The organism is Halosimplex rarum, assembly GCF_047715405.1.
GTDB classification, from domain to species: Archaea; Halobacteriota; Halobacteria; order Halobacteriales; family Haloarculaceae; genus Halosimplex; species Halosimplex rarum.
Genome location: NZ_CP180412.1, coordinates 3,362,209 through 3,382,354 on the forward strand (window position 1 = coordinate 3,362,209; position 20,146 = coordinate 3,382,354).

The 20,146-nt window shown below is 68.6% G+C and carries 17 protein-coding genes; 10 read left to right on the forward strand and 7 right to left on the reverse strand.

Features of this window, described 5'->3' with window-relative positions:
• Positions 1–194 precede the first annotated feature (194 nt).
• The 3 genes from ACMGFH_RS16030 to melA all read right to left on the reverse strand — a co-directional run bounded on the left by ACMGFH_RS16030 (position 195) and on the right by melA (position 3,902).
• Positions 195–1,532: a sulfatase-like hydrolase/transferase gene (locus tag ACMGFH_RS16030; protein WP_415379451.1), complete on the reverse strand. Its 1,338-nt coding sequence runs from the start codon at positions 1,530–1,532 to the stop codon at positions 195–197.
• Positions 1,533–1,598: 66 nt separating this feature from the next.
• Positions 1,599–2,378 carry an IclR family transcriptional regulator gene (locus ACMGFH_RS16035; protein WP_415379452.1) on the reverse strand — a complete coding sequence of 260 codons (780 nt, stop codon included), beginning with the start codon at positions 2,376–2,378 and terminating at the stop codon, positions 1,599–1,601.
• Between the two features lie 177 nt (positions 2,379–2,555).
• The gene (gene melA, locus ACMGFH_RS16040) at positions 2,556–3,902 is read right to left on the reverse strand and encodes an alpha-galactosidase (protein WP_415379453.1); all 1,347 of its coding nucleotides are present in this window, start codon (positions 3,900–3,902) and stop codon (positions 2,556–2,558) included.
• A gap of 258 nt (positions 3,903–4,160) precedes the next feature.
• Between melA and ACMGFH_RS16045 the strand changes: the two genes are divergently transcribed.
• The 7 genes from ACMGFH_RS16045 to ACMGFH_RS16075 all read left to right on the forward strand — a co-directional run bounded on the left by ACMGFH_RS16045 (position 4,161) and on the right by ACMGFH_RS16075 (position 12,409).
• Positions 4,161–5,342, forward strand: coding sequence for an ABC transporter ATP-binding protein (locus tag ACMGFH_RS16045; RefSeq protein ID WP_415379454.1), 1,182 nt, complete (start codon positions 4,161–4,163; stop codon positions 5,340–5,342).
• Positions 5,343–5,432: 90 nt separating this feature from the next.
• Complete coding sequence (locus ACMGFH_RS16050; protein ID WP_415379455.1) at positions 5,433–6,815, forward strand: ABC transporter substrate-binding protein; 1,383 nt, start codon at positions 5,433–5,435, stop codon at positions 6,813–6,815.
• Positions 6,816–6,836: 21 nt separating this feature from the next.
• Complete coding sequence (locus ACMGFH_RS16055; protein ID WP_415379456.1) at positions 6,837–7,751, forward strand: carbohydrate ABC transporter permease; 915 nt, start codon at positions 6,837–6,839, stop codon at positions 7,749–7,751.
• Positions 7,751–8,659, forward strand: coding sequence for a carbohydrate ABC transporter permease (locus tag ACMGFH_RS16060; RefSeq protein ID WP_415379457.1), 909 nt, complete (start codon positions 7,751–7,753; stop codon positions 8,657–8,659). The genes ACMGFH_RS16055 and ACMGFH_RS16060 overlap by 1 nt, the downstream gene beginning before the upstream one ends.
• A 782-nt stretch (positions 8,660–9,441) precedes the next feature.
• Positions 9,442–10,782 (forward strand): glutamate-1-semialdehyde 2,1-aminomutase, encoded by a 1,341-nt coding sequence (gene hemL, locus ACMGFH_RS16065; protein WP_415379458.1) that lies wholly within the window; start codon positions 9,442–9,444, stop codon positions 10,780–10,782.
• Positions 10,783–10,861: 79 nt separating this feature from the next.
• Complete coding sequence (locus ACMGFH_RS16070) at positions 10,862–11,509, forward strand: hypothetical protein (RefSeq protein ID WP_415379459.1); 648 nt, start codon at positions 10,862–10,864, stop codon at positions 11,507–11,509.
• A gap of 93 nt (positions 11,510–11,602) precedes the next feature.
• Positions 11,603–12,409, forward strand: coding sequence for a hypothetical protein (locus tag ACMGFH_RS16075; RefSeq protein ID WP_415379460.1), 807 nt, complete (start codon positions 11,603–11,605; stop codon positions 12,407–12,409).
• Between the two features lie 19 nt (positions 12,410–12,428).
• On the opposite strand, the gene ACMGFH_RS16080 is transcribed toward ACMGFH_RS16075, so the two are convergent.
• Positions 12,429–13,796, reverse strand: coding sequence for an endonuclease/exonuclease/phosphatase family protein (locus tag ACMGFH_RS16080; protein WP_415379462.1), 1,368 nt, complete (start codon positions 13,794–13,796; stop codon positions 12,429–12,431).
• Between the two features lie 210 nt (positions 13,797–14,006).
• Here ACMGFH_RS16080 and prs point away from each other — a divergent pair, with 210 nt between their 5' ends.
• Positions 14,007–14,858, forward strand: a complete 852-nt coding sequence (gene prs / locus ACMGFH_RS16085; protein WP_415379463.1) for a ribose-phosphate diphosphokinase — start codon at positions 14,007–14,009, stop codon at positions 14,856–14,858.
• Positions 14,859–15,178: 320 nt separating this feature from the next.
• On the opposite strand, the gene ACMGFH_RS16090 is transcribed toward prs, so the two are convergent.
• The 3 genes from ACMGFH_RS16090 to ACMGFH_RS16100 form a co-directional block, all read right to left on the reverse strand.
• On the reverse strand, positions 15,179–15,499 hold the full coding sequence (locus ACMGFH_RS16090) for a HalOD1 output domain-containing protein (protein ID WP_415379464.1): 321 nt from the start codon (positions 15,497–15,499) through the stop codon (positions 15,179–15,181).
• Positions 15,500–15,948: 449 nt separating this feature from the next.
• On the reverse strand, positions 15,949–17,700 hold the full coding sequence (gene ilvD, locus ACMGFH_RS16095; RefSeq protein WP_415379465.1) for a dihydroxy-acid dehydratase: 1,752 nt from the start codon (positions 17,698–17,700) through the stop codon (positions 15,949–15,951).
• A gap of 126 nt (positions 17,701–17,826) precedes the next feature.
• The gene (locus tag ACMGFH_RS16100; protein WP_415379466.1) at positions 17,827–17,979 is read right to left on the reverse strand and encodes a hypothetical protein; all 153 of its coding nucleotides are present in this window, start codon (positions 17,977–17,979) and stop codon (positions 17,827–17,829) included.
• Between the two features lie 163 nt (positions 17,980–18,142).
• Between ACMGFH_RS16100 and ACMGFH_RS16105 the strand changes: the two genes are divergently transcribed.
• On the forward strand, positions 18,143–18,754 hold the full coding sequence (locus ACMGFH_RS16105) for a hypothetical protein (protein WP_415379467.1): 612 nt from the start codon (positions 18,143–18,145) through the stop codon (positions 18,752–18,754).
• A 145-nt stretch (positions 18,755–18,899) separates the two neighbouring features.
• Positions 18,900–20,123: a DNA primase regulatory subunit PriL gene (gene priL, locus ACMGFH_RS16110; RefSeq protein WP_415383270.1), complete on the forward strand. Its 1,224-nt coding sequence runs from the start codon at positions 18,900–18,902 to the stop codon at positions 20,121–20,123.
• The last annotated feature ends 23 nt before the right edge of the window (positions 20,124–20,146 follow it).

Here is a 20,146-nt window from a genome sequence, read left to right on the forward strand (position 1 = left end):
TATCCGATTATTTCTGTCTGGATCTGTTACACTGCGTCCCCTGTGTCCAGTGAGCGTCGCGCTGTCTCGGGATCGACACCTCCGAATAACAGACATATGGATGTAATCACAGATGGAGAGTCGGAGCAGCGGCGTCCACTCGTCACGTTCCCGGTGCCCGAAGGAACGGTGGTGCGACGACGGACGGCAGCTGACTACGGAAACCCCCTGTCTTGGGGTTTGATCCGCGGAGTTTCGCCCTCCACGTCGGCGATGTAGTCGAGCAGTCGCTCCCGGAGGCGGTCGGCCACGTTGCGATAAGACGGGCGGCCGGCGAGGTTCACGGACTCTTCGGGGTCCCGGCGGAGGTCGTACAGGTAGCGCTCGACGTACACGTCGCTGGACTGCTCGCTGCTCCCGCCGCGCCAGCCGGTCGTCGACGGGGCGGCGACGGCGTACTTCCACTGGTCGGTCCGGAGCGCTCGGCCGACCTGTGATTCGCTGATCTGGACGAACGCGTCGCCGTCGGCGTCGGGTTCCTCCCGGCGGACGACCGGGAGCAGGCTATCGCCGCGCATCTCCTCGGGGACGTCGATACCGGCGGCGTCGAGCAGCGTCGGCGGCAGGTCGAGGAGGCTGGTCACCCGCTCGACGGTCCCGCCGTTCCGGAATCCGGGGCCCGAGAGGATGGCGGGGACGCGGACGGCCGACTCGTGGGGCGTCCGCTTGTACTCGCCGGGTCGCGTGCGGAAGTGACAGCCGTGGTCGGCGGTGTACGCGAAGACCGTGTCGTCGCGGAGCCCGCGTTCGTCGAGGGCGTCCACGAGATCTGCGATGCACTCGTCGAGCCGTTCGACGATCCCGTAGTAATCGGGTAGCTCGCGGAACCACTCGCCGGGCCGGCCCTGCAGGTCGGGCGGGACGTACGGGTCGGTCTCGTGGTGTTCGGCGTAGCCGTCGGGCGCGACGAACGTCCAGAGCTCGTTCTGGTCGTGCGGTTCCAGGTACGAGACCATCAGGAAGAACGGCTCGGAGAGCTCGTCGAGCCCCTCGATGGCGTAGTCGGTGAACGCGTCGGCGCGGTAGCCGTTGAACTCGACGGCGTTCCCGTCGGCGTCGTAGAGGTGGCCCTCGTCGGGGCCGGTCGTGAACTCCGGGACGTCCGCGGCGACCCAGAAGTCGTCGTAGCCGCCGCGTTCCTCCGGGGGCACGGGCTCGTCGAACGTGCTGGCGAGCTGCCAGTTGCCGACGTAGCCGACGTCGTAGCCCACCTCCGCGAACCGGTCCGCGAGGGTCCGCTCGTCGGCGGGAAGCGGCGTGGAGCCGGTCCAGACCCCGGTCTCGGTGGCGTACTTGCCGGTCTGGAAGGCCGCGCGGAACGGCCCGCAGATCGGCTGGGGCGAGATGGCGCGCTCGACCCGCGTCCCCGTGGCGGCGAGGTCGTCGAGCGTCGGCGTCAGGTCCATCGGGTTGCCGTACGCGCCGACCGTGTCCCACCGCTGCTGGTCGGTCACTACGACCAGCACGTTCGGCGGGACGCCGTCGTTGTCCATACGTGCCCGCTGGCTCCGCAAGACCTTGTATGTAGCCCTACCCCGCCGGAGACTCCACAGTCGACGCTACAGCCGGCTCTCGATCGACGCGACGGTGCTGCCGACCAGACTGGCGAAATCGGCCTCGATGGACTTCTCGGTCATCCGGTCGGCCGGCCCGGAGACGGTCACCGCGCCGATGGCGACGTCGTCGGCGTCGACGATCGGGTTGGCGACGCAGTGCTGGTCCGAGCGGTACTCGCCCGTGTCGTTCGCCAGTCGGCGGTCGCGGATCCGGCGGAGCTCCTCGTCCAGCGCCTCGCGGTCGGTGATCGTCGCGTCGGTCATCTCCGGCAAGCCGTGCTGTTCGATGATGCGCTCGCGCTTTTCCTCAGGCGTGTACGAGAGGATCGCCTTCCCGCCGGCGGTCGCCGTGAGGGGGACGCTCTCGCCCTCGCGGATGTCCACGTCGGGTCGCCCCTCGTTGCTGACCCGGAGGACGTAGACGCCGTAGCCGTGTTCCGGGACCATGACGCTCGCGACCTCGCCCGTCGCGTCGGCGAGTTTCTCCAGGGGGTCGTAGGCGATCTCGTACAGGTCGAGATTCAGTCGCGCGCTCGTGCCGAGACCGAGAAAGCGGACGCCGAGCCGGTACTCGTCGCCCGCTTTGACCACGTAGTTCACCTCGCGGAGCGTCGAGAGGTGCTTGTGGACGGTCCCCTTCGCGAGATCGAGCTCGTCGGCTAAATCGCTCAGCCGCGCGCGTTCCCGGCGGTCCAGCGCCTCGATGATCCGGAAGCTCGTCACGGCCGTCTTGGCCGTCCGCTCGTCGAACGCCGAGGCCGGCGGGATGGGCGTCTCGTCCATGCCTCGAACTACGTCGTCCAGCGCCATAATCGTTCATATATTATGAACGCCCTCGCGAGGGAGCCCGACCGCGGCGGCCGCATCGGTCGATTTCCGCCGTCTCGCGAGCGAGTCGGCACTGGGCGGCGAGCGTGCGTTCATACATCGTGAAAAGGAGTGGGCGCCCGGTCGGTCGGCTCAGTCGTCGGCGGCCGCGGGCGGGTGGGCCCGTCCGCCGCCGTCGAGGTCCGGGATGTACGCCTCGTTGGCCTCGATGAGTTCCTCGGTCATCTCGTGGATCTCGTCGAGCGTGCAGGAGGCGGCGGTGAGCGGGTCGAGCTTGAGCGCCTGGTGGATCTTCTCGCGGTCGCCCTCCAGGGCGCCCTCGACGGCGAGTTCGTACACCGTCGTGTGCTGGCGGTCCAGGGCGGCGACTTCCGCGGGGAGTTCGCCGACCGAACAGGGGTGGATGCCGGCGCCGTCGGCGAAGACGGGGACCTCGACGCAGGCGTCGTTCGGCAGGTTCTCGATGGCGTCGTCGTGGTTCGGGACGTTGAGGTTGAACCGCCGCGGCGTGTCGGTCTCCAGCGAGTGGATGAGTCGCGCGGCGTACTCCTCGGAGCGCTCGACGGCGACCTCGTCGAGGTCGACGTCGAGGTCGGGGCTGTCGCGCTCGTCGGAGCGCTCCTGCCAGCCCTCGAGGTACGTCGCCGTCGCCATCCGCTCGGCGTAGTCCGTGCCCGCCATCTCCTCGATGGCGTCCTCGTCGGTCCGGAAGTACGGGACGTACTCGCTCATGTGGTGACTGGACTCGGTCGGGAAGTAGCCGAAGTGGCGCATCATCTCGAAGCGGACCGTGTCCTTCCGGTAGGTCTCCTCGTCCTCGTAGGCCGCTTCGAGCGCCGGGTAGACCGACTCCCCCTCGTGCTCGGCGGTGAGGAACCAGGCCATGTGGTTGATGCCCGCGACCCAGTAGTCCAGTTCCTCCTGGGGGACGTCGACGTACTCCGCGATGGCTTCGGCCGTGTGCGGGACGGAGTGACAGAGGCCGACGACCTCGACGTCGGTCGCCTCGTAGACGGCCTTGCAGACGATGGCCATCGGGTTCGTGTAGTTGAGCAGAAGCGCGTCGGGGCACAGCTCCTCCATGTCCGCGGCGATGTCGAGCATCGTCGGGATGGTCCGGAGACCGCGGAACACGCCCCCGGGACCGGTCGTGTCGCCGATGGCCTGCTCGACGCCGTACTTCTCCGGGATGCGGATCTCGTTCTCGAAGGGCTCCGTCCCGCCGACGTTGATCATGTTGAGGACGTAGTCGGCGTCCTCCAGCGCTTCGCGGCGGTCGGTCGTCGCCTCCACGGTCGCGTCGAGCCCCTCGTTCTCGACCATCGACTCGGCGATCCGGCGCGTCTGTTCCAGTCGGTGTTCGTCGATGTCCATCAGCCGGATCCGGCTGTCGGACAGCGCCTCGTAGGAGAGGATGTCCCCGACGAGATTGGTGGCGAACACCATACTCCCGGCTCCGATGAACGTGATAGTTGGCACAGGTAGGTATGAAGAACAGCAGTATATAAATTCTTCCGTGGTTCGAAGTGAGACCGGGCGCTCCGGTCCCGAGGGCGCGGAACGGCGGACGCCGCGTCCGTGACGAGACTGTCGATGCGGCGAGCCGGTCGCTGCAGCGGGACCGCCGATGCGGCGGTGCGACGACCGCGTAGAGGGGGCGCTCCGGTGTCCGTCCCCGGCGGACCGAAGCGGCGAATCCGGACAAGGTTTAAGTACCTGTATAGGGAGTATCCGGTCATGGGTGACCTCGAGATCGAGAAGCTGCAGAAGGTGTTCCACGACGACGGCGGCGACATCGTCGCCGTGGACGACTTCGACGTCGACGTCGAGGACGGCGAACTGATCGTCCTGGTCGGCCCCTCCGGCTGCGGGAAGTCGACCACGCTCCGGTGCGTAGCCGGGCTCGAATCGCCGACGAGCGGCCGTATCGTCCTCGACGGCGAGGACGTGACCGACAGGAGGCCGAAGGAGCGCGACATGGCGATGGTGTTCCAGTCCTACGCGCTGTACCCGCACATGACCTCGCGGGAGAACATGGCCTTCGGCCTGAAGATGACCACCGACCTCTCGAAGGCGGAGATCGACGAGCGGATCGACGAGACGGCGGAGATGCTCGGCATCCGCGACCTGCTGAACAAGAAGCCGGACGCGCTCTCGGGCGGGCAGCAACAGCGGGTCGCGCTCGGGCGGGCCATCGTCCGGGAGCCCGAGGTGTTCCTGATGGACGAGCCGCTCAGCAATCTCGACGCGAAGTTGCGGACGCAGATGCGGACGGAACTCCAGGCGCTCCAGCAGGAACTCGGGGTCACGACGCTGTACGTCACGCACGACCAGACCGAGGCGATGACCATGAGCGACCGCATCGCGGTCCTCGACGACGGCACGCTCCAGCAGATCGGCACCCCGCTGGAGTGTTACCACGAGCCGGCCAACCGGTTCGTCGGCGGGTTCATCGGCTCGCCGTCGATGAACTTCTTCGAGGTCGAACTGGACGAGTCCGGGGAGGTCCCCACCCTGGTCCACGACGGGTTCACGTACGAGGTCGACGAGGCCGTCCACGCGGACATCCGCGGCCACGGCGACCGGTTCACGCTGGGCATCCGCCCGGAGGACATCGAGGTCGTCGCGGCCGAGGAGCACAACGCCGTCTCGACGACGGTCGAGGTGACCGAACCCCTCGGCGAGGTCACCTACGTCTACATCGACATCGCGGGCCAGCAGTACACGGCGACCCTCGAAGGCGACCTGGTCATCGACCCCGGGCGGACGCTCACCGTCCGGTTCCCGCAGGACCGGATCCACGTCTTCGACGGGGAGACCGGCGAGGCGCTCCGGAACCGGGCGCCGCCGGAGGAAGACGAGTTCGACGCGCTCGTCGGCATCGAAGACGCCGGCGGCGCGGAAGTCGGCGCGGAGTGATCCGGGACCGCCCCCCTCTGCCGGATCACATAAACGAGGCGAAGAAAAGTATAAATACCAATAACATCACGTGGACGATAGGCGTTAATTATGCACGACTCAGACACACCAGGGAGGACGAGGCGGTCGATAGTCAAGACGCTCGGCGTCGGTGCCGCAGTGGGGCTCGCCGGGTGTAGCGGTGGCGGCGGCGACGGTGGTAGTGGTGACGGCGGCGACGGTGGCGACGGCGACAGCGGCACCACGGAGAGCGGCGAGAAGGCGCTCATGTGGGAGTACGCGTTCCCGAACGAGCAGGGCGCCGAGCCCGTCTGGAAGAACGCGTTCGAGGCGAACTACGAGGAGCGCGTCGGGCAGGAGATCGAGATCGGGCGGTTCTCCTACGAGGACCTGCGCCAGAAGTACCTGACCGGCGCGCGGACCGGCGACCCCGACGCCATCGAGGGCGTCCTGAGCCACCTGACGGAGTACGTCAAGGCGGGCCACCTCGAATCGCTCGACGGCTGGGCCGAGGAGCTCGACCACTACGACGGGTTCGTCGAGAGCGCGCTCGACGCCTGCCGCTACAAGGGCGAGCTGTACGGCCTCCCCTACGAGGGCAACGGTCGCGCGTTCATCGTCCGCAAGGACATCCTCGACGAGCTGGGCCAGGACGTCCCCCAGACGACGAGCGAGCTGCACGAAGTCGGCCGGATGATCAACGAGGAGGTCGACGGCGTCACGGCCTTCCACAACTGCACGAAAGACGGCAGCGTCCGGGCCTTCCAGGAGTTCATGAGCAGCGTCTACCAGTTCACGGACAGCCTCTACGTCCCGGACGGCGACTCGTGGTCGCTCGACGTCGAGGCGGAGGCGCTCGGAAAGATCTTCGACGACTACTACTACCAGATCTACGCGGCCGACAACCCGGTCGGCGACCCCGACGACCTGGGGACGGGCTGGCAGACGAACGACCCCGGCTACATCAACGGGAACTACGCGTTCATCGAGTGCGGGACGTGGCTGCAGGGCTGGACGAGCGGCGAGAACATCAACGACACCGAGACGGCCGAGGACATCCTGAACAACAAGACCCGGGTCGCCCACATCCCGCGCAGCGAGGGCGGCGAGAAGGGGACCTTCCTCGAGATCAAGCCGGTGATGGTCAACAGCCACTCCGAGCAGAAACAGAAGGCCAAAAGCGCCGTCGCCGCCTGGACGGAGCCGGACACGCTGGAGGCGATGGCCGAAGACTCGCCCGGCAAGGCGATGACCCCGGTTCACGACGGCATCGAGTCCACGATCGACGACGACGACTGGGCGCCGTTCACCGAGGTGTTCGAGACCGGCAGCGCGCTGGCCAAGATCACCTGGGGCCCGGTCCGCCAGGAGTTCTACCCGCTCATGCAGGAGGTCGCCTACGGCCGAACCGACCCCTACAAGGCCGGCGACCAGTTCCACTCCGCGCTCACGGGCCTCGAGAGCGAGGTGTAGGCCCCCGTAAACCTTCGAATAATGGCTACACCCACGAAATCACGATTCCGCCGCTACGGGACCGAGTTCAAGGCCTTCCTCTCGGAGACGTGGCTGGGCTACGCGTTCGTCATCCCGGCGACGCTGATACTGGCGGTCATCATCGCCTACCCCACGCTCCGGGGGATCCAGCTCGCGTTCTACCAGGCGTCGCTGCTCAACCCCGGACAGATGCAGTTCGTGGGTTTAGAGAACTTCGCCCGGCTCCTCCGCGACACGACGTTCCACGAGGCGCTGTGGCACACCGTCGTGCTGACCGGCGTCGCCGTCTCGCTCCAGTACCTCCTGGGGCTCGGGCTGGCGCTGGTGCTCAAGGAGAAGGTGCCCGGCGCGGGCGTGTTCCGGAGCCTGTCGATGGTCACCTGGGTGATGCCCGTCATCGTCATGGTCATCATCTTCCGCTTTCTGGTCCAGAACGGCTTCGGCCCGGTGAACATCATCCTCGGCAACCTGGGAATGGAGACGACCTACTGGTTCGGCGAACCGGGCGTCGCGTTCCCGCTGGTCGTGTTGATGCACGTCTGGCGGAACGTCCCGTTCTACGGCATCGCCCTGCTCGCCGCGATGAAGTCCATCCCGGCCGAGCAGTACGAAGCCGCGCGACTGGACGGCGCCGGACCCCTGCAGCGGTTCCGCTACATCACGCTGCCCCAGATCTCGTACGTCTCGATGATCATGATCATCTTGCACGTGACGTTCACGTTCAAGAACTTCGACATCGTGTTCCTGTCCACGGGGGGCGGCCCGCTGGGTAACACCGAGGTCCTGGCGACGTACGTCTACAAGCAGGCGTTCCAGCAGTACGCGCTCGGCTACGGCGCGAGCATCGGCGTCGTGATGCTGATCATCATGCTGGTGTTCACCGTCGTCTACGTCCACATGGAGGAGACCGACTGATGGCCACCGAAACCGACGATCGAGACCGAACCGGAGGGCTGAACGTCGTCCAGCGACTCGACGCGTGGCTGGACGAGGACATGTCGCCCCGACGCGCGCTCGCCGTCTACTTCGTGCTCGGGCTGTACTTCACGTTCCTGCTCCTGCCGGTGGTGTACATGGTGCTGGTGTCGTTCACCACCCAGGAGTTCCTGTTCTCCCCGGCGCTCATCCCGTCGCTAAGCGACCTCTCGCTGGACAACTACGCGTCGGTCCTGTCGCGCGCGCAGTTCCAGCAGTACTTCGTCAACTCCGCCATCGTGGCGACGTCGACGACGCTGACGGTGCTGGTCGTCGGCATCTTCGCCGGCTACTCGATGAGCCGCTTCGAGTACCCCGGCCGCGGCGGGCTGCTGTACGCGTTCCTGTCGACGCAGATGCTGCCCATCGTGCTCATCCTGATCCCGTTCTACCTGCTGATGTTCAACCTGGGCCTCATCGACTCGCTGCTGGGGATCATCGTCGCCCACTCGGTCATCGGCATCCCGCTGGGCACGTGGCTCCTGAAGGGCTACTTCGACGACATCCCCGAGTCGCTCGACGAGGCCGCCAAGATGGACGGCTGCTCGGAGTTCGGCCTGCTGTGGCGCATCCTCGTGCCGCTGGCGATGCCCGGCATCGCCGTCGCCGGCTTCTACACGTTCATCCTCTCGTGGAACGACTTCCTGCTGGTGTCCGTGCTGTCGCAGACGGCCGCCACCCGGACGCTGCCGTTCGGGCTGCAGCTGTTCCAGTCACAGAACGCCGTGGCCTGGAACCTGCTCATCACCGCGGCGGTCATCACGATGATCCCCGTCATCCTGCTGTTCGCCGTCGCCCAGAAGTGGGTCGTCGAAGGCCTGGCCAGCGGCGGCATGAAGGGGACCTGAGCGGCGCGCGTTCTCCGTTTCTCTCTATTGTCCGAACGAAGATATGTTCCGCGGCGACCCCGTGACGTTCGATCCGATAGCCGACGTATAATTCTACGTTTACTTATGCTTTCTTACTATATTCGATAGATATCCTATCGCGGCTTCCGCCGCGACTGCGCCGGCGGTCGAGGGGCGACAGCAGGAAGTGACGTCTCTGTCCCGGAAATCCCCCGTTTCATCGACTGCTCACCGAAATCGCATGCCGTCGCCGAACGACGGAGGGATCGCGGGGATCATTCGCCTCGCGTTCGAACTGCGGGTCCGTTGTGGGCGGTCGGTCGCTGCTGATTCCCCATATCTTGTTCCGCACGCGTGCGGTACGTCCGGTCCGACTGGGCACGGATACCGTCGGGCCGTCTCCACTCGATCACGGACGGTCTGCCGGCCGAATTCTCGGACCTATAAAGAAAAACTACAGTTAATAGAATAGAGTTGATAGCGCTATCGATCGAATATCTCCCCCTCGAATCTGGTCGGTCGAGACGTGTCGGAAATGCTGTTTGACTGCCGCCAGCGGTCGGCAGCACGAGCCGACCGGCGGCGAAGTGACCGACGATCGGACTGGATCGAACGCGGCGAGCGGTCGCTCGGTCCGCGATCCCTCGGCCGCTCCCGGTGTCGGAACAGAGGGGCGGAGACGTGTCGGCGAGGCGAACCCGTTCGGGCCGCACAGTGGGGAGAAACCGGCAGGCGCGTCCCACCTCGGTACGCCTTTGGGCGACGAGCGAGAAGGCGCGGACATGAACCACGACCGGTCACGGGACCTCTACGATCGCGCGCTGTCGGTCATGCCGGGCGGCGTCAACTCCGCCGTGCGGGCGGCCATCGAGCCCTATCCGTTCTTCGTCGAGCGGGGCGACGGCGGCCACGTCATCGACGCCGACGGCAACCGCTACGTCGACTGGGTGATGGGCCTGGGTCCGCTGCTGTACGGCCACGACCTGCCCCAGCCCGTCGAGTCCGCGATCCAGTCCCGGGTCAGCGAGGGGCCGATGTTCGGCGCGCCCACGGAGATCGAGGTCGAACACGCCGAGTTCGTCACCCGGCACGTCCCCAGCGTCGAGATGATCCGGTTCGTCAACTCGGGGACCGAGGCCACGGTGTCGGCTTGCCGACTCGCCCGCGCCGCGACCGGCCGCGACAAGATCGTCGTCATGCAGGGCGGCTACCACGGCGCCCAGGAGACCACGCTCGTCCAGGGCGAGTACGACGACGTCGAGCCCTCCAGCCCGGGCATCCCACAGGAGTTCGCAGAGCACACGCTCGCGGTGCCGTTCAACGACGAGGCGGCCGCCCAGCGGGTCTTCGAGGACCACGGCGACGACATCGCGGCCGTCCTCGTCGAGCCGATCCTCGCGAACATGGGCGTCGTCGCGCCCGTCGACGGCTACCACGAGACGCTGCGCGACCTGACCGAGGACAACGGCGCGCTGCTGGTCTTCGACGAGGTCATCACCGGCTTCCGCGTCGGCGGCCTCCAGTGCGCCCAGGGGAAGTTCGACATCGAACCCGACCTGACGACGTTCGGCAAACTCATCGGCGGCGGGTTCCCGGTCGGCGCCATCGGCGGCCGCTCTGACCTCGTCGAGCAGTTCACCCCCTCCGGCGACGTGTTCCAGGCCGGCACGTTCTCGGGTCACCCCGTCACGATGGCGGCCGGCCTCGAATCGCTGCGCTACGCCGCCGAACACGACGTCTACGAGCACATCAACGACCTCGGCGAGCAGTTACGGACCGGTCTGCAGGAGATCGTGCGCGACCAGGCGCCCGAGTACACGGTCGCCGGCACCGAGGGGATCTTCAAGGTGCTGTTCACCCGTGAGGCGCCCGACACCTTCGAGGACCACTGCGAGGGCGGCTGTTCCCAGCGGCCGGACTGCCCGCGGTACGACGTCTGCCCGAAGAACGCCGCGGACGTCGCCGCCGGCCAGACCGACCGCTGGCGGCGCGTCTTCTGGCAGGAGATGAAAGAGCGGGGCGTCTTCCTCTCGCAGAACCAGTTCGAGGCGCAGTTCGTCACCTACGCCCACACGGAAGACGACGTCGAGGAGACGCTCGAAGCGTATAAAGCCGCGCTGTGACCGCGACCGGATCCGCCAGAATCAGACGGTGAAATCCGTCGACTCAGTTTATAAGGGTCGGACGCGCAGTACGTGGCGCATGGACATCCCGACGGCGTCGCCGACCGCGCTGGACGCGCTGTCGGTGGCAGTCCGACGGGTCGCGTTCGCCGTCCTCACCGAGCGCGACAGCGCGACGACGGTCGACGCCCTTGCGTCCGCCGTGGCCAGTCGGGCGTCCCGACCGGCCGCTTCCGGTCACGCCGCCGACGAGGCGCGGCGGTCGCTCTATCACGTCCACCTCCCGATGCTCGGGGAGACAGGTGCCGTCACGTTCGACCCGAAATCGGGGCTGGTCGCCGCCGCGGACGACCCCCCGTTCGACGAAGCGTGGATCCGACGGCTGGTCATCGACCACCCCGACCCGGAGTACGACCCGATCCTCGACGCGCTGGCGAGCGCGCGCCGGCAGGCCGTCCTCTACGAACTGTTTACCGGCGGCGCGGCGACGCCGGAGGACCTGGCGGCCGCGGTGGCCGCTCACGAGCGCGGCGGTGCCGACACACTGGAGACCGTCAGGCGCGTCGTCGGGCTCTCGCTTGCGCACACCCACCTGCCACTGCTCGCCGACGTCGGGTTAGTCGCCGGCGACTCGACGGCCGGGACGATGCGGGCGGGGCAGACGTCCTGGCGGTCGGACCCGTGGGTCGGACTGAGTCCGATCGGCGAGTGGGCCGCCGTCGAGTGAGCCGCCGAACCGGCCGCCGACGAGTGGGAGTCGCCGGCGGCCGCCGAACCGGTACGGCGGCAGGTTTTCACGCCGGGGCCACCCAGCGGAGGTATGAGCGCGCTCGAGGAGAAGCGGATGTACGGCGAGCACCGCGAGGAGACGGTCGCGTACCTCGCGACGGGACAGGGGGTCGCCACGGTGCGGATCTCCGGCGACCAGGTCGGCCGGTTCGGCCTCGCGTCCCGCTGTCGGGCCCGCGACGTCGCGACGACCGGCGGGGCGGTCCTCGTCGCCACCGACGAGGACGTCCTCGTCGGCCCGGAGCCGTTCGAGTCACTCGGGTTCGGCCCGGCCGTCGCGGTCGCCGCAGACGCCGACGGGACGGTCTTCGCGGCAGGCGAGGACGGCCGCGTCTCGCGGTACGGCGACGGCGAGTGGGCCGCGCTGGGCGCGGTCGAGGAGGTGCGCGCCCTCTCGGGTCGCTTCGTCGCCGCCGCCGACGGCGTCTTCCGGATCGACGGTGACGAACTCGCGAGCGTCGGCCTCGACGACGCTCGCGACGTGGCGAACGCGGACGGGGCGCCGCTCGCGGCGACCGGCGACGGGCTCTACAGGCTGGGAAACGGCTGGCTCCGCGAGTCCGAGGGGCCTTTCACCGCCGTCGCCGCCGGCGACGGGAAATCACACGCGGCGACGACTGACGCGCTGTACGCGCGCGAGGGCGACGCCTGGGAGACGGTCGACCTGCCGGTGGACGGCCCCGTCGTCGACGTCGCGTACGGAGAGTGCGTCTACGCCGTGACGGAGGCCGGGACCGTCCTCGTCGAGGCCGAGCCCGAACAGACCGCCGACGGCACCGGCGGGTGGCGGTCCCGCTCGCTCGGCCTCCCAGACGTCGCGGCGCTGGCCGTGGCCTGAGTGCGGTTCTCCCCCCAGTTCAGTCTCTCCCACGTGCGAACGCGGCCGCGGCGAGCGCGACAGCCGCTGCGAGGACACCGAATCCCGTACCCGCCCCGCGCGTCGTCCCGGACGAGCCGTCGATCGACGGGGAAGACCCGGACGCGGCAGACCGGTCGTCGCCCGTCCCCGTCTGGTTCGGCGTTCCGGTCCCCGCCGTCTCGGCTGCTCGCGTCCGCGTCGGCACGGGCGTCTCCGTCGACGCGGGCGTTTCCGTCGGCGTGGAGGTGGGGATTTCGAACGTCCCGACGACGCCGGCGTGGTCGGACGGCCACACCGAGACGGTCTCCCCCTCGACCGTCGCTTCGAGGCGGTCGGCCGGGTCCGCGCCGAGACGCTCGACTTCGGTCGGTCGCGCCGCGCCGCGGGCGAGGAGCCCGTCGACTCGCTTCGCGAGTCCGGCCCCGCCGTCGCCGACGATGGACGCCCGACAGCACGTGTCCCCGTCGTCGTCGGGCCGAAGCCGCTCGTGGGCGTCCGTGAGTGAGTCCGTTAGCACCTCGTGGGCGCGGGTCGTCGTCCCCGGGCCGCTGTTGAGGTCACCGCCGACCACGACCGGCCCCTTGGCCGGGAGCGCGTCGAGCAGTTCCGTCGCCTGCCGGCGTCTCGCCGACGCCGAGACGGACTCCAGATGCGTCGAGACGGTGGTGAACGCGCCCTCCCTCGGACCGACGTCGGCCCGGCAGTACCCCCGCCGGAGCGTCGCGGTCTGGTCGGTCCCCGGGACGGGGAACGACAGGCGCTCGTCGTAGGTGTCACCCCGCGCGTTCCGCACGTCGGTCCCCGGTCTGACGAGCAGCGCGACCCTGTCGGTCAGTCGGACCGTCTCCTCGCCGGACTCGCTCTCGATCGGCAGTTCGACGTCGGTCGTGACCGTCGAGGCCGCGACCTCGAACGGTCGGCCCCGGGCCTCCAGCGCCGATCGGACGGAGTCGAGCAGGTCGACCACCGTCTCGCCGTCCGCGTCGCTCCCGGCGGAACCCGTGCGGATACGCGCCGCCTCCTGGAGCGCCACCACGTCGGCATCGGCGGCGACCAGCGCGTCCGCGACGGCGACGGCGCGGGCCTCGTAGGGGTGTCGCCGGGCGTTGTCGAGCAGGTCACCGGCGGTCTCGCGCACGTCGGCGGCCGAGCGGGCGTCGAACAGGTCGAACAGATCGACGCCGAGCGCGACGTTCCAGGTGGCGACAGTCGTGTCCCGCGCCCGCGACGCGGGCGGGCTGGCGGCCGAGTGCAGTCGGCGTCGGGGCCGGCGGCCGGCGAACGCGACCGGAAGCCCCGCGACGCCGGCGAGGACGGCGCGGCGCGAACACGTCGAGTCGGTGGACTCGCGGGACCCGGAGGGCATCGTTGGCGCCCCTTGCGAGTGCAGCCCCTTGAGGATGTCGCGCGATTCTCGGCGGTGACACTGCGAGCCGACGAATCGGCGGAACCGCGACCGGCGAGTCGGTGACCGCCGCCCCGCTGCGGACTCCGGCGGCTCGCGGCGGATCCGGATGACCCCGCGTCGGCCGCTCCAACCGAAACGGTGTTTACCGGTGAAAGCGACCACCCGCACATGATCGTCAGCGGGTCCACGTCACAGGCGTTCGCGGCCGCACTCGCCGAGGCGACGGGTCGGGACCTGGCCGCCGTCGAGTACGACCGCTTCCCCGACGGGGAGCTCCAGGCGGCGGTCCCCGGGTTCGCGGCCGACGAGGCCGTCGTCGTCGGCTCGACCGTCTCCAGCGACGCCCACCTCGAACTGCTCCAGCTCCAGGACGCCGTCCGGGAGGCCGGCGCCGGCGCGGTCACGACCGTCTTGCCCTACATGGGCTACGCCCGCCAGGACCGGGCGTTCTCCGCGGGCGAGCCCGTCTCGGCACGCGCCGTCGCCCGCGCCGTCTCGACGGGGACCGACCGCGTCCTCACCGTCAACCCCCACGAGACCGCCGTCTGCGACTTCTTCACCGTCCCCGCCGAGCCTGTCGACGCCGCCGGCCGCCTCGCCGAGCCCCTCCCCTCCGACCTGGCCGACCCGCTGTTCCTCTCGCCAGACGAGGGCGCCATCGACCTCGCGGCGACGGCCCGCGACGCCTACGGCCGCGGCGCGACCGACTACTTCGAGAAGGAGCGCGACTACGACACCGGCGACATCGAGATCGAACCGAGCGACGCCGCCGTCGCCGACCGCGACGTCGTGCTCGTCGACGACATCGTCGCCACCGGATCGACGATGAGCGAGTCCATCGACGTGCTCACCGACCGCGACGCCGCCCGCGTGTTCGTCACCTGCGTCCACCCCATGCTGGCCGAGAACGCCCGGACGAAGCTCGAACGCGCCGGGACGACGGCCATCTACGGCACCGACACCATCGAGCGACAGGTCAGCGCCGTCAGCGCCGCCCCCGCCGTCGCCGAACACCTCTGAGAGACGTCCCGAGCGACCGTCTCACCGCGCGGCGGCTCGCCGTGCAGCGACCCGCCGCGTCCCGCTCGCCACTGCGGACAGGTGTCAATACCATAACCTATAAAGTAGCGGTGATCGAGGTATCCACTACCACGGACGATGACCGGGAAAACGCACGGGCAGTCGGGTTCGGGGGAGGTTACGCTCGGGACGCTGGATCCGGATTCGATCGATCGGATCGACGTTCACTTACAGCGAGCGCTGGGTGCGGAGGACACCGAGGAGAAGGATTTCCACGTCCGGCACGCGAGACAGTTGCTCGAGGCCTGTCGGGAGTAGGGTTACGCCGGGCCGGTCGCGATCTCGATCCGACCGTCGCCGGTGATCGTCACCTCGGTCCCCGCGTACGCGAACGAGACTCGGACAGACGACGGGTCGCCCGATCGGACCATCACGTCCAGCGCGTCTGCGTCGATCGCCTTCTGTAGCGGCGGAACCGCGGTCACGCTCCGGTTCGTGACGGCCGCGACCGCCTCCGGGACCGCGATGCTCGGCGTGTCGCCCCCGTGCCAGTCGTAATGGTCGAACGAGACAGTCTCCGCCGCCACGGTGCTGTTCCTCTCGGCCTCGTCGCGATCGTCCCCCCGTTTTCGATCACTCATCTCTCGCTCCCCCGGTGAGCCCGCCGCGTCCGCGGCCAGTTCACCAGCAATAGTTGCTCGTAAGTAGTCGTGCCGCATATGCCTTGTGACAGGAATATCGCTCGTGAAATTAACGCGCGATCGCCAAGCACACACTATTCGGGCGCTCCCGGCGTTGTATCGCCATCTCTCGATCGAATAGTACCGTTCGGCGGTGCGTCTTCTCAGTACCGAAAATCTCACTCCGCTCGGTTTTCGACCTTCGCGATAGCAGCGATATCGCTCAGTCCCACTGCGCGCCGGTATTCGTGACGGCGCCGTTGGACGCCGACCCGAAGTCGCGGTGATAGGCTTCCACCTTTTTCCGCTCGGGGCCGCTTCGCGACCCACTCGCGCAAAAAGATGGGGCAAAAAGCCGGCCGCTCACTTCGCTCGCGGCCGGGGAACCGCCTCCCTCCGCTCGGCGGATATCACTCCCACTTGGCGCCGGGGTTGGTGACCGCGCCGTTGGCGGCCGAGCCGAAGTCCCGATGGTACTTCGCGAGCACGCCGCTGTCGTAGTTGCGTTCGGGGTCGTGGTCGTCGAGGCGCTCTTCGATCTCCTCGTCGGTCAGGTCGACCGAGAGTTCGAGTTCGTCGATGTCGATGGTGATCGTGTCGCCGTCTTCCAGCGCCGCGATGGGGCCGCCGACGAACGCCTCGGGAGCGACGTGGCCGATGGAGAACCCACGGGTCGCACCGGAGAAGCGACCGTCGGTGAACAGCGCCACGTCGTCGGCGTGGCCCTGTCCGGCGACGGCTGAAGTGACACCGAGCATCTCACGCATGCCGGGGCCGCCACGGGGGCCCTCGTTGCGGATGCCGATGACGTCGCCCGACTCGATGCGGCCCTCCTGGACGTACTTCATCGCCTCGCTCTCCTCGTCGAAGATGCGGACCGGTCCCTCGTGGCGCCGGTACTCCTCGCCGGAGATCTTGATGACGGCGCCGTCGGGCGCGAGGTTGCCCGTGAGGATGCGGATGGCGCCCTGTTCGTTCTTCGGCTCGTCGACGGTGTAGAGGAAGTCGACGTCGAGGTCCTCGATGGCGGGCGGGTCGTACGCTTCGAGCTCCTCGCCCAGGGTCTTCCCCGTGACGGTCAGCGCGTCGCCGTGTAGCAGGTCCGCCTCATAGAGGGCGTTCAGCACCACGGGGACGCCGCCGACCTCATGGAGGTCGTTCATCACCCGCTGGCCGCCGGGCTGGAGGTCGGCGATCTTCGGGGTGCGCTTGCTGATCTCGTTGAAGTCCTCGATGTCCAGCTCGACGCCGGCCTCGGCGGCCATCGCGAGCAGGTGGAGGACGGCGTTGGTCGAGCCACCGATCGCGGCCTGCAGCGCGATGGCGTTCTCGAAGGACTCGCGGGTGAGGAAATCAGAGGGACGGCGACGCGCTTCGACGACCTCGGTGGCGAGTTCGCCGGCGCGTCGGGCCTCCTCGTAGCGCCCCTCGTGTTCGGCGGGCGCCGAGGCCGACCCGAGCGGCGCGAAGCCCATCGTCTCGGAGATCGAGGCCATCGTGTTGGCGGTGAACATCCCGCCGCACGAACCCGCGCCGGGGCAGGCCTGCCGTTCCATCTCGAAGAGTTCGTCCTCGGACATCTCGCCCTGGGCGACGGCGCCGACGCCCTCGAAGACGTTCTGGATGGTGATCTCCCGACCGTCGTGCTCGCCGGGCATGATCGACCCGCCGTAGAGGAACACAGAGGGGAGGTCCGTCCGGATGGCCGCCATCATCATACCGGGCATGTTCTTGTCGCAACCGCCGATGGTGACCAGCCCGTCCATGCGCTCGCCGAAGGAGACGAGCTCGACGGAGTCGGCGATGATCTCTCGGGAGATGAGCGAGGCCTTCATCCCCTCGGTACCCATGGAGATAGCGTCGGAGATGGTGATCGTACCGAACTCGATGGGCATGCCGCCCGACTCGTCGATGCCGTCGTAGGCGGCCTCCGCCAGGTCGTCGAGGTGGACGTTGCAGGGCGTGATGTCCGCCGCCGGGTTGGCGACGCCGACCATCGGGGAGGAGAGATCCTCGTCGTCGTAGCCCATCGCGCGGAACATCGCTCGGTGGGGCGCCTTGTCGGCCCCCTCCGTGACTTCGCTACTCGGCAGGTCGTCGGGTTTCCCGCCGGGAACGCCCTCGCGCTCGTCGTCGCGGGGTTCGGGTTCCTGTTGGCTCATACCCCTGAATCGTCGCGTGGCCCCTAAACCGTTTACTAACCCGTGCTGGTGATTGTCGTGCGACAGACGAACCAGTTCGGCGAGACGCGTCGGAGCGGTCCCCGTCCGCGTCCGGCCGACGCGGGCTCACTCCGCGGACGGCTCGCCCAGCGAGACGCCACAGCGGAGTTCGGCGAGCGTCACCGCGTCCGCTTCGAGAATCGCGTCCGCCCGGTCGTCACTCCGCCCGCCCCCCTCTTCGGAACGCCCGCCCTCGGTCGACTCGGAACCCGACACCATGAGAATTACAACCACGATACTCGCACTTAAGCGTTGTTACCGTCCCCCTACCGACCGGTACGGGCGGCGTCCCGGTCGAGCCTGACGGCGGCCGTCCCTCCTCGTCCGCCGTCTTGCGCGCGTCTGACGGGTAGTTTTGTAGGTCGCGTGTCAACGGATATCCATGCCCAGTCTCTCGGAGGCCTACGACCGCGGGGAGTGGACCGGCAGGGACCCGCGGCGCGTGTCCGCCGGCGGGAGCCTGTTCGTCGTCGGCGCGCTCGCGGTGGTGACCGCTATCCTCGTGTTGACCACGGGGCTGGCCGCCGTCTTCGACGCGACCACGACCACCGAGACGCGCCGCGTCGCCGGCGTCCTCGCGGGGCTGGGGATCCCCGCGATGTTCCTCGGCGTCGTCGCGGTCCTGCCCGCGAGCCGCCGCGAGCGCCTCGGCGTCCTCGTCGGCGCGGCGCTGAACGTCGGCGGCGTCGCCCTGTTCCACCGCGCCTACCCGAGCCAGTGGGTCGAGGCCAGCGAGTCGCTCGCCTTCCCCACCGCGATGGTCTACTTCGTCGGCGGCTCGGTCGCGCTGTGGTTCGTCCTCTCGGCCGTCGCATCGTTCAAGCTCCGCAACAACCCCCAGGGGACGGTGCGCCTGGAAGTAACCCGCCAGGGCGAGACCGAGGAGATCCACGTCTCCCGCAGCCAGTACCGCCGCTACAAGCGCGCCGTCCAGGGGAACGACGAACACAGCGAGGCCGTCGCCGAGGAACTGCGCGCGCTCCACGAGGACTGAAGCGACGAGTACCGAAGCGACGAGTCTGATTCCTGGCCCTCACGCCGACTCGCGACGACCCCGTCGGCGGTGACGGAGCGGCGTCCCGCGTCCCCGTGACCGTCGGGTTTATTCGACGGTAGTCACAACAGAGCGCTCGATGACGATCCAGCCCATCCACGCGCGCTATCCGTTCCGGCAGGTCTCCCGTCAGGCGGTCGGCGAGGCCGAGGTCGACCTCGCGGCGGTGATCGCCGAGGAGCCGGAGGTCGTCGCGCGCGGCGTCGAGCGCGTGGTCTGGGCGCTGGAAGACGGCACCGTCGGCGAGGCCCACGACGTCGACCGCGTCGAACTCCTCTCGTACCCGGTCGCCCGCGTCCTCGTCTCGCTCGTCGACGAGCACATCCTCACGCGCCGGTACGCCCAGGCGGAGGCGGCGACGGCTTACGAGCGGTTCACCGCCGACTTCGCCGACACCTCCGAGTTGAAATACGCCAACACCGACCGGCTCACGCTCCCGGACCTGCTCGCCGAGTTCGACCTCTCGGGGGCGGTGCGGGCCGCCGACGGGACCGTCGGCGACGGGTCGGCCGCCGTCAGCGACGGGCAGTCCCGCGAGTTCCTGATCGGCGTCGGGACCTACCTCGAGTTGGCCTCCGACCAGCGCGGCGACGAGTGGCGGCTGGTCAACCGCGCGCTCGCCGACGGCGAGGTGGTCGTCGACGGCGAGGAACTGCTCGTCCTCTGCCGCCAGGCCGTCCGCCACCGCGTCGACGACGGCCTCCCCCTGTCGGTCCCCGAGGCCATCGAGACCGAGGTGACCGACGAGGTCGCGGACCTCCGGGAGCGGCTCTCGGAACTCGACCTCACGCGCGAGATCGACACCGTCGTCCCGGAGCTGTTCCCGCCCTGTATGAAGTCGCTGCTCGACCGCGTCCAGAAGGGCGAGCACCTCGAACACCACTCGCGGTTCGCCATCGCGTCGTTCCTGACGAGCATCGGCATGACGACCGACGAGATCGTCGACATCTTCCAGGTCAACCCCGGCTTCGGCGAGGAGGCGACGCGCTACCAGGTCGACCACATCCGCGGGGCGACCAGCCCGACCGACTACTCGCCGCCGTCCTGCGCGACGATGCAGTCCTACGGCGACTGCGTCAACAAGGACGACATCTGCGAGGACGTCATCGACGAGTCCCACCCGCTGAACTACTACGAACACCGCCTCGACCAGGAGGACGAGGACGAACTGACCGACTGGCGTGACGAGCAGGAAGAGGGAGACGGTGGCGAGGACGACGAAGGTGGGGACGGTGGCGCAACCGATGGAGAGACGGAGAGCACCACCGCGGAGTCGGGAGCGGAACCGGAAGCCGACTCGGGAGCCTGAGCGGTCGACGGTCACAGGCGTCG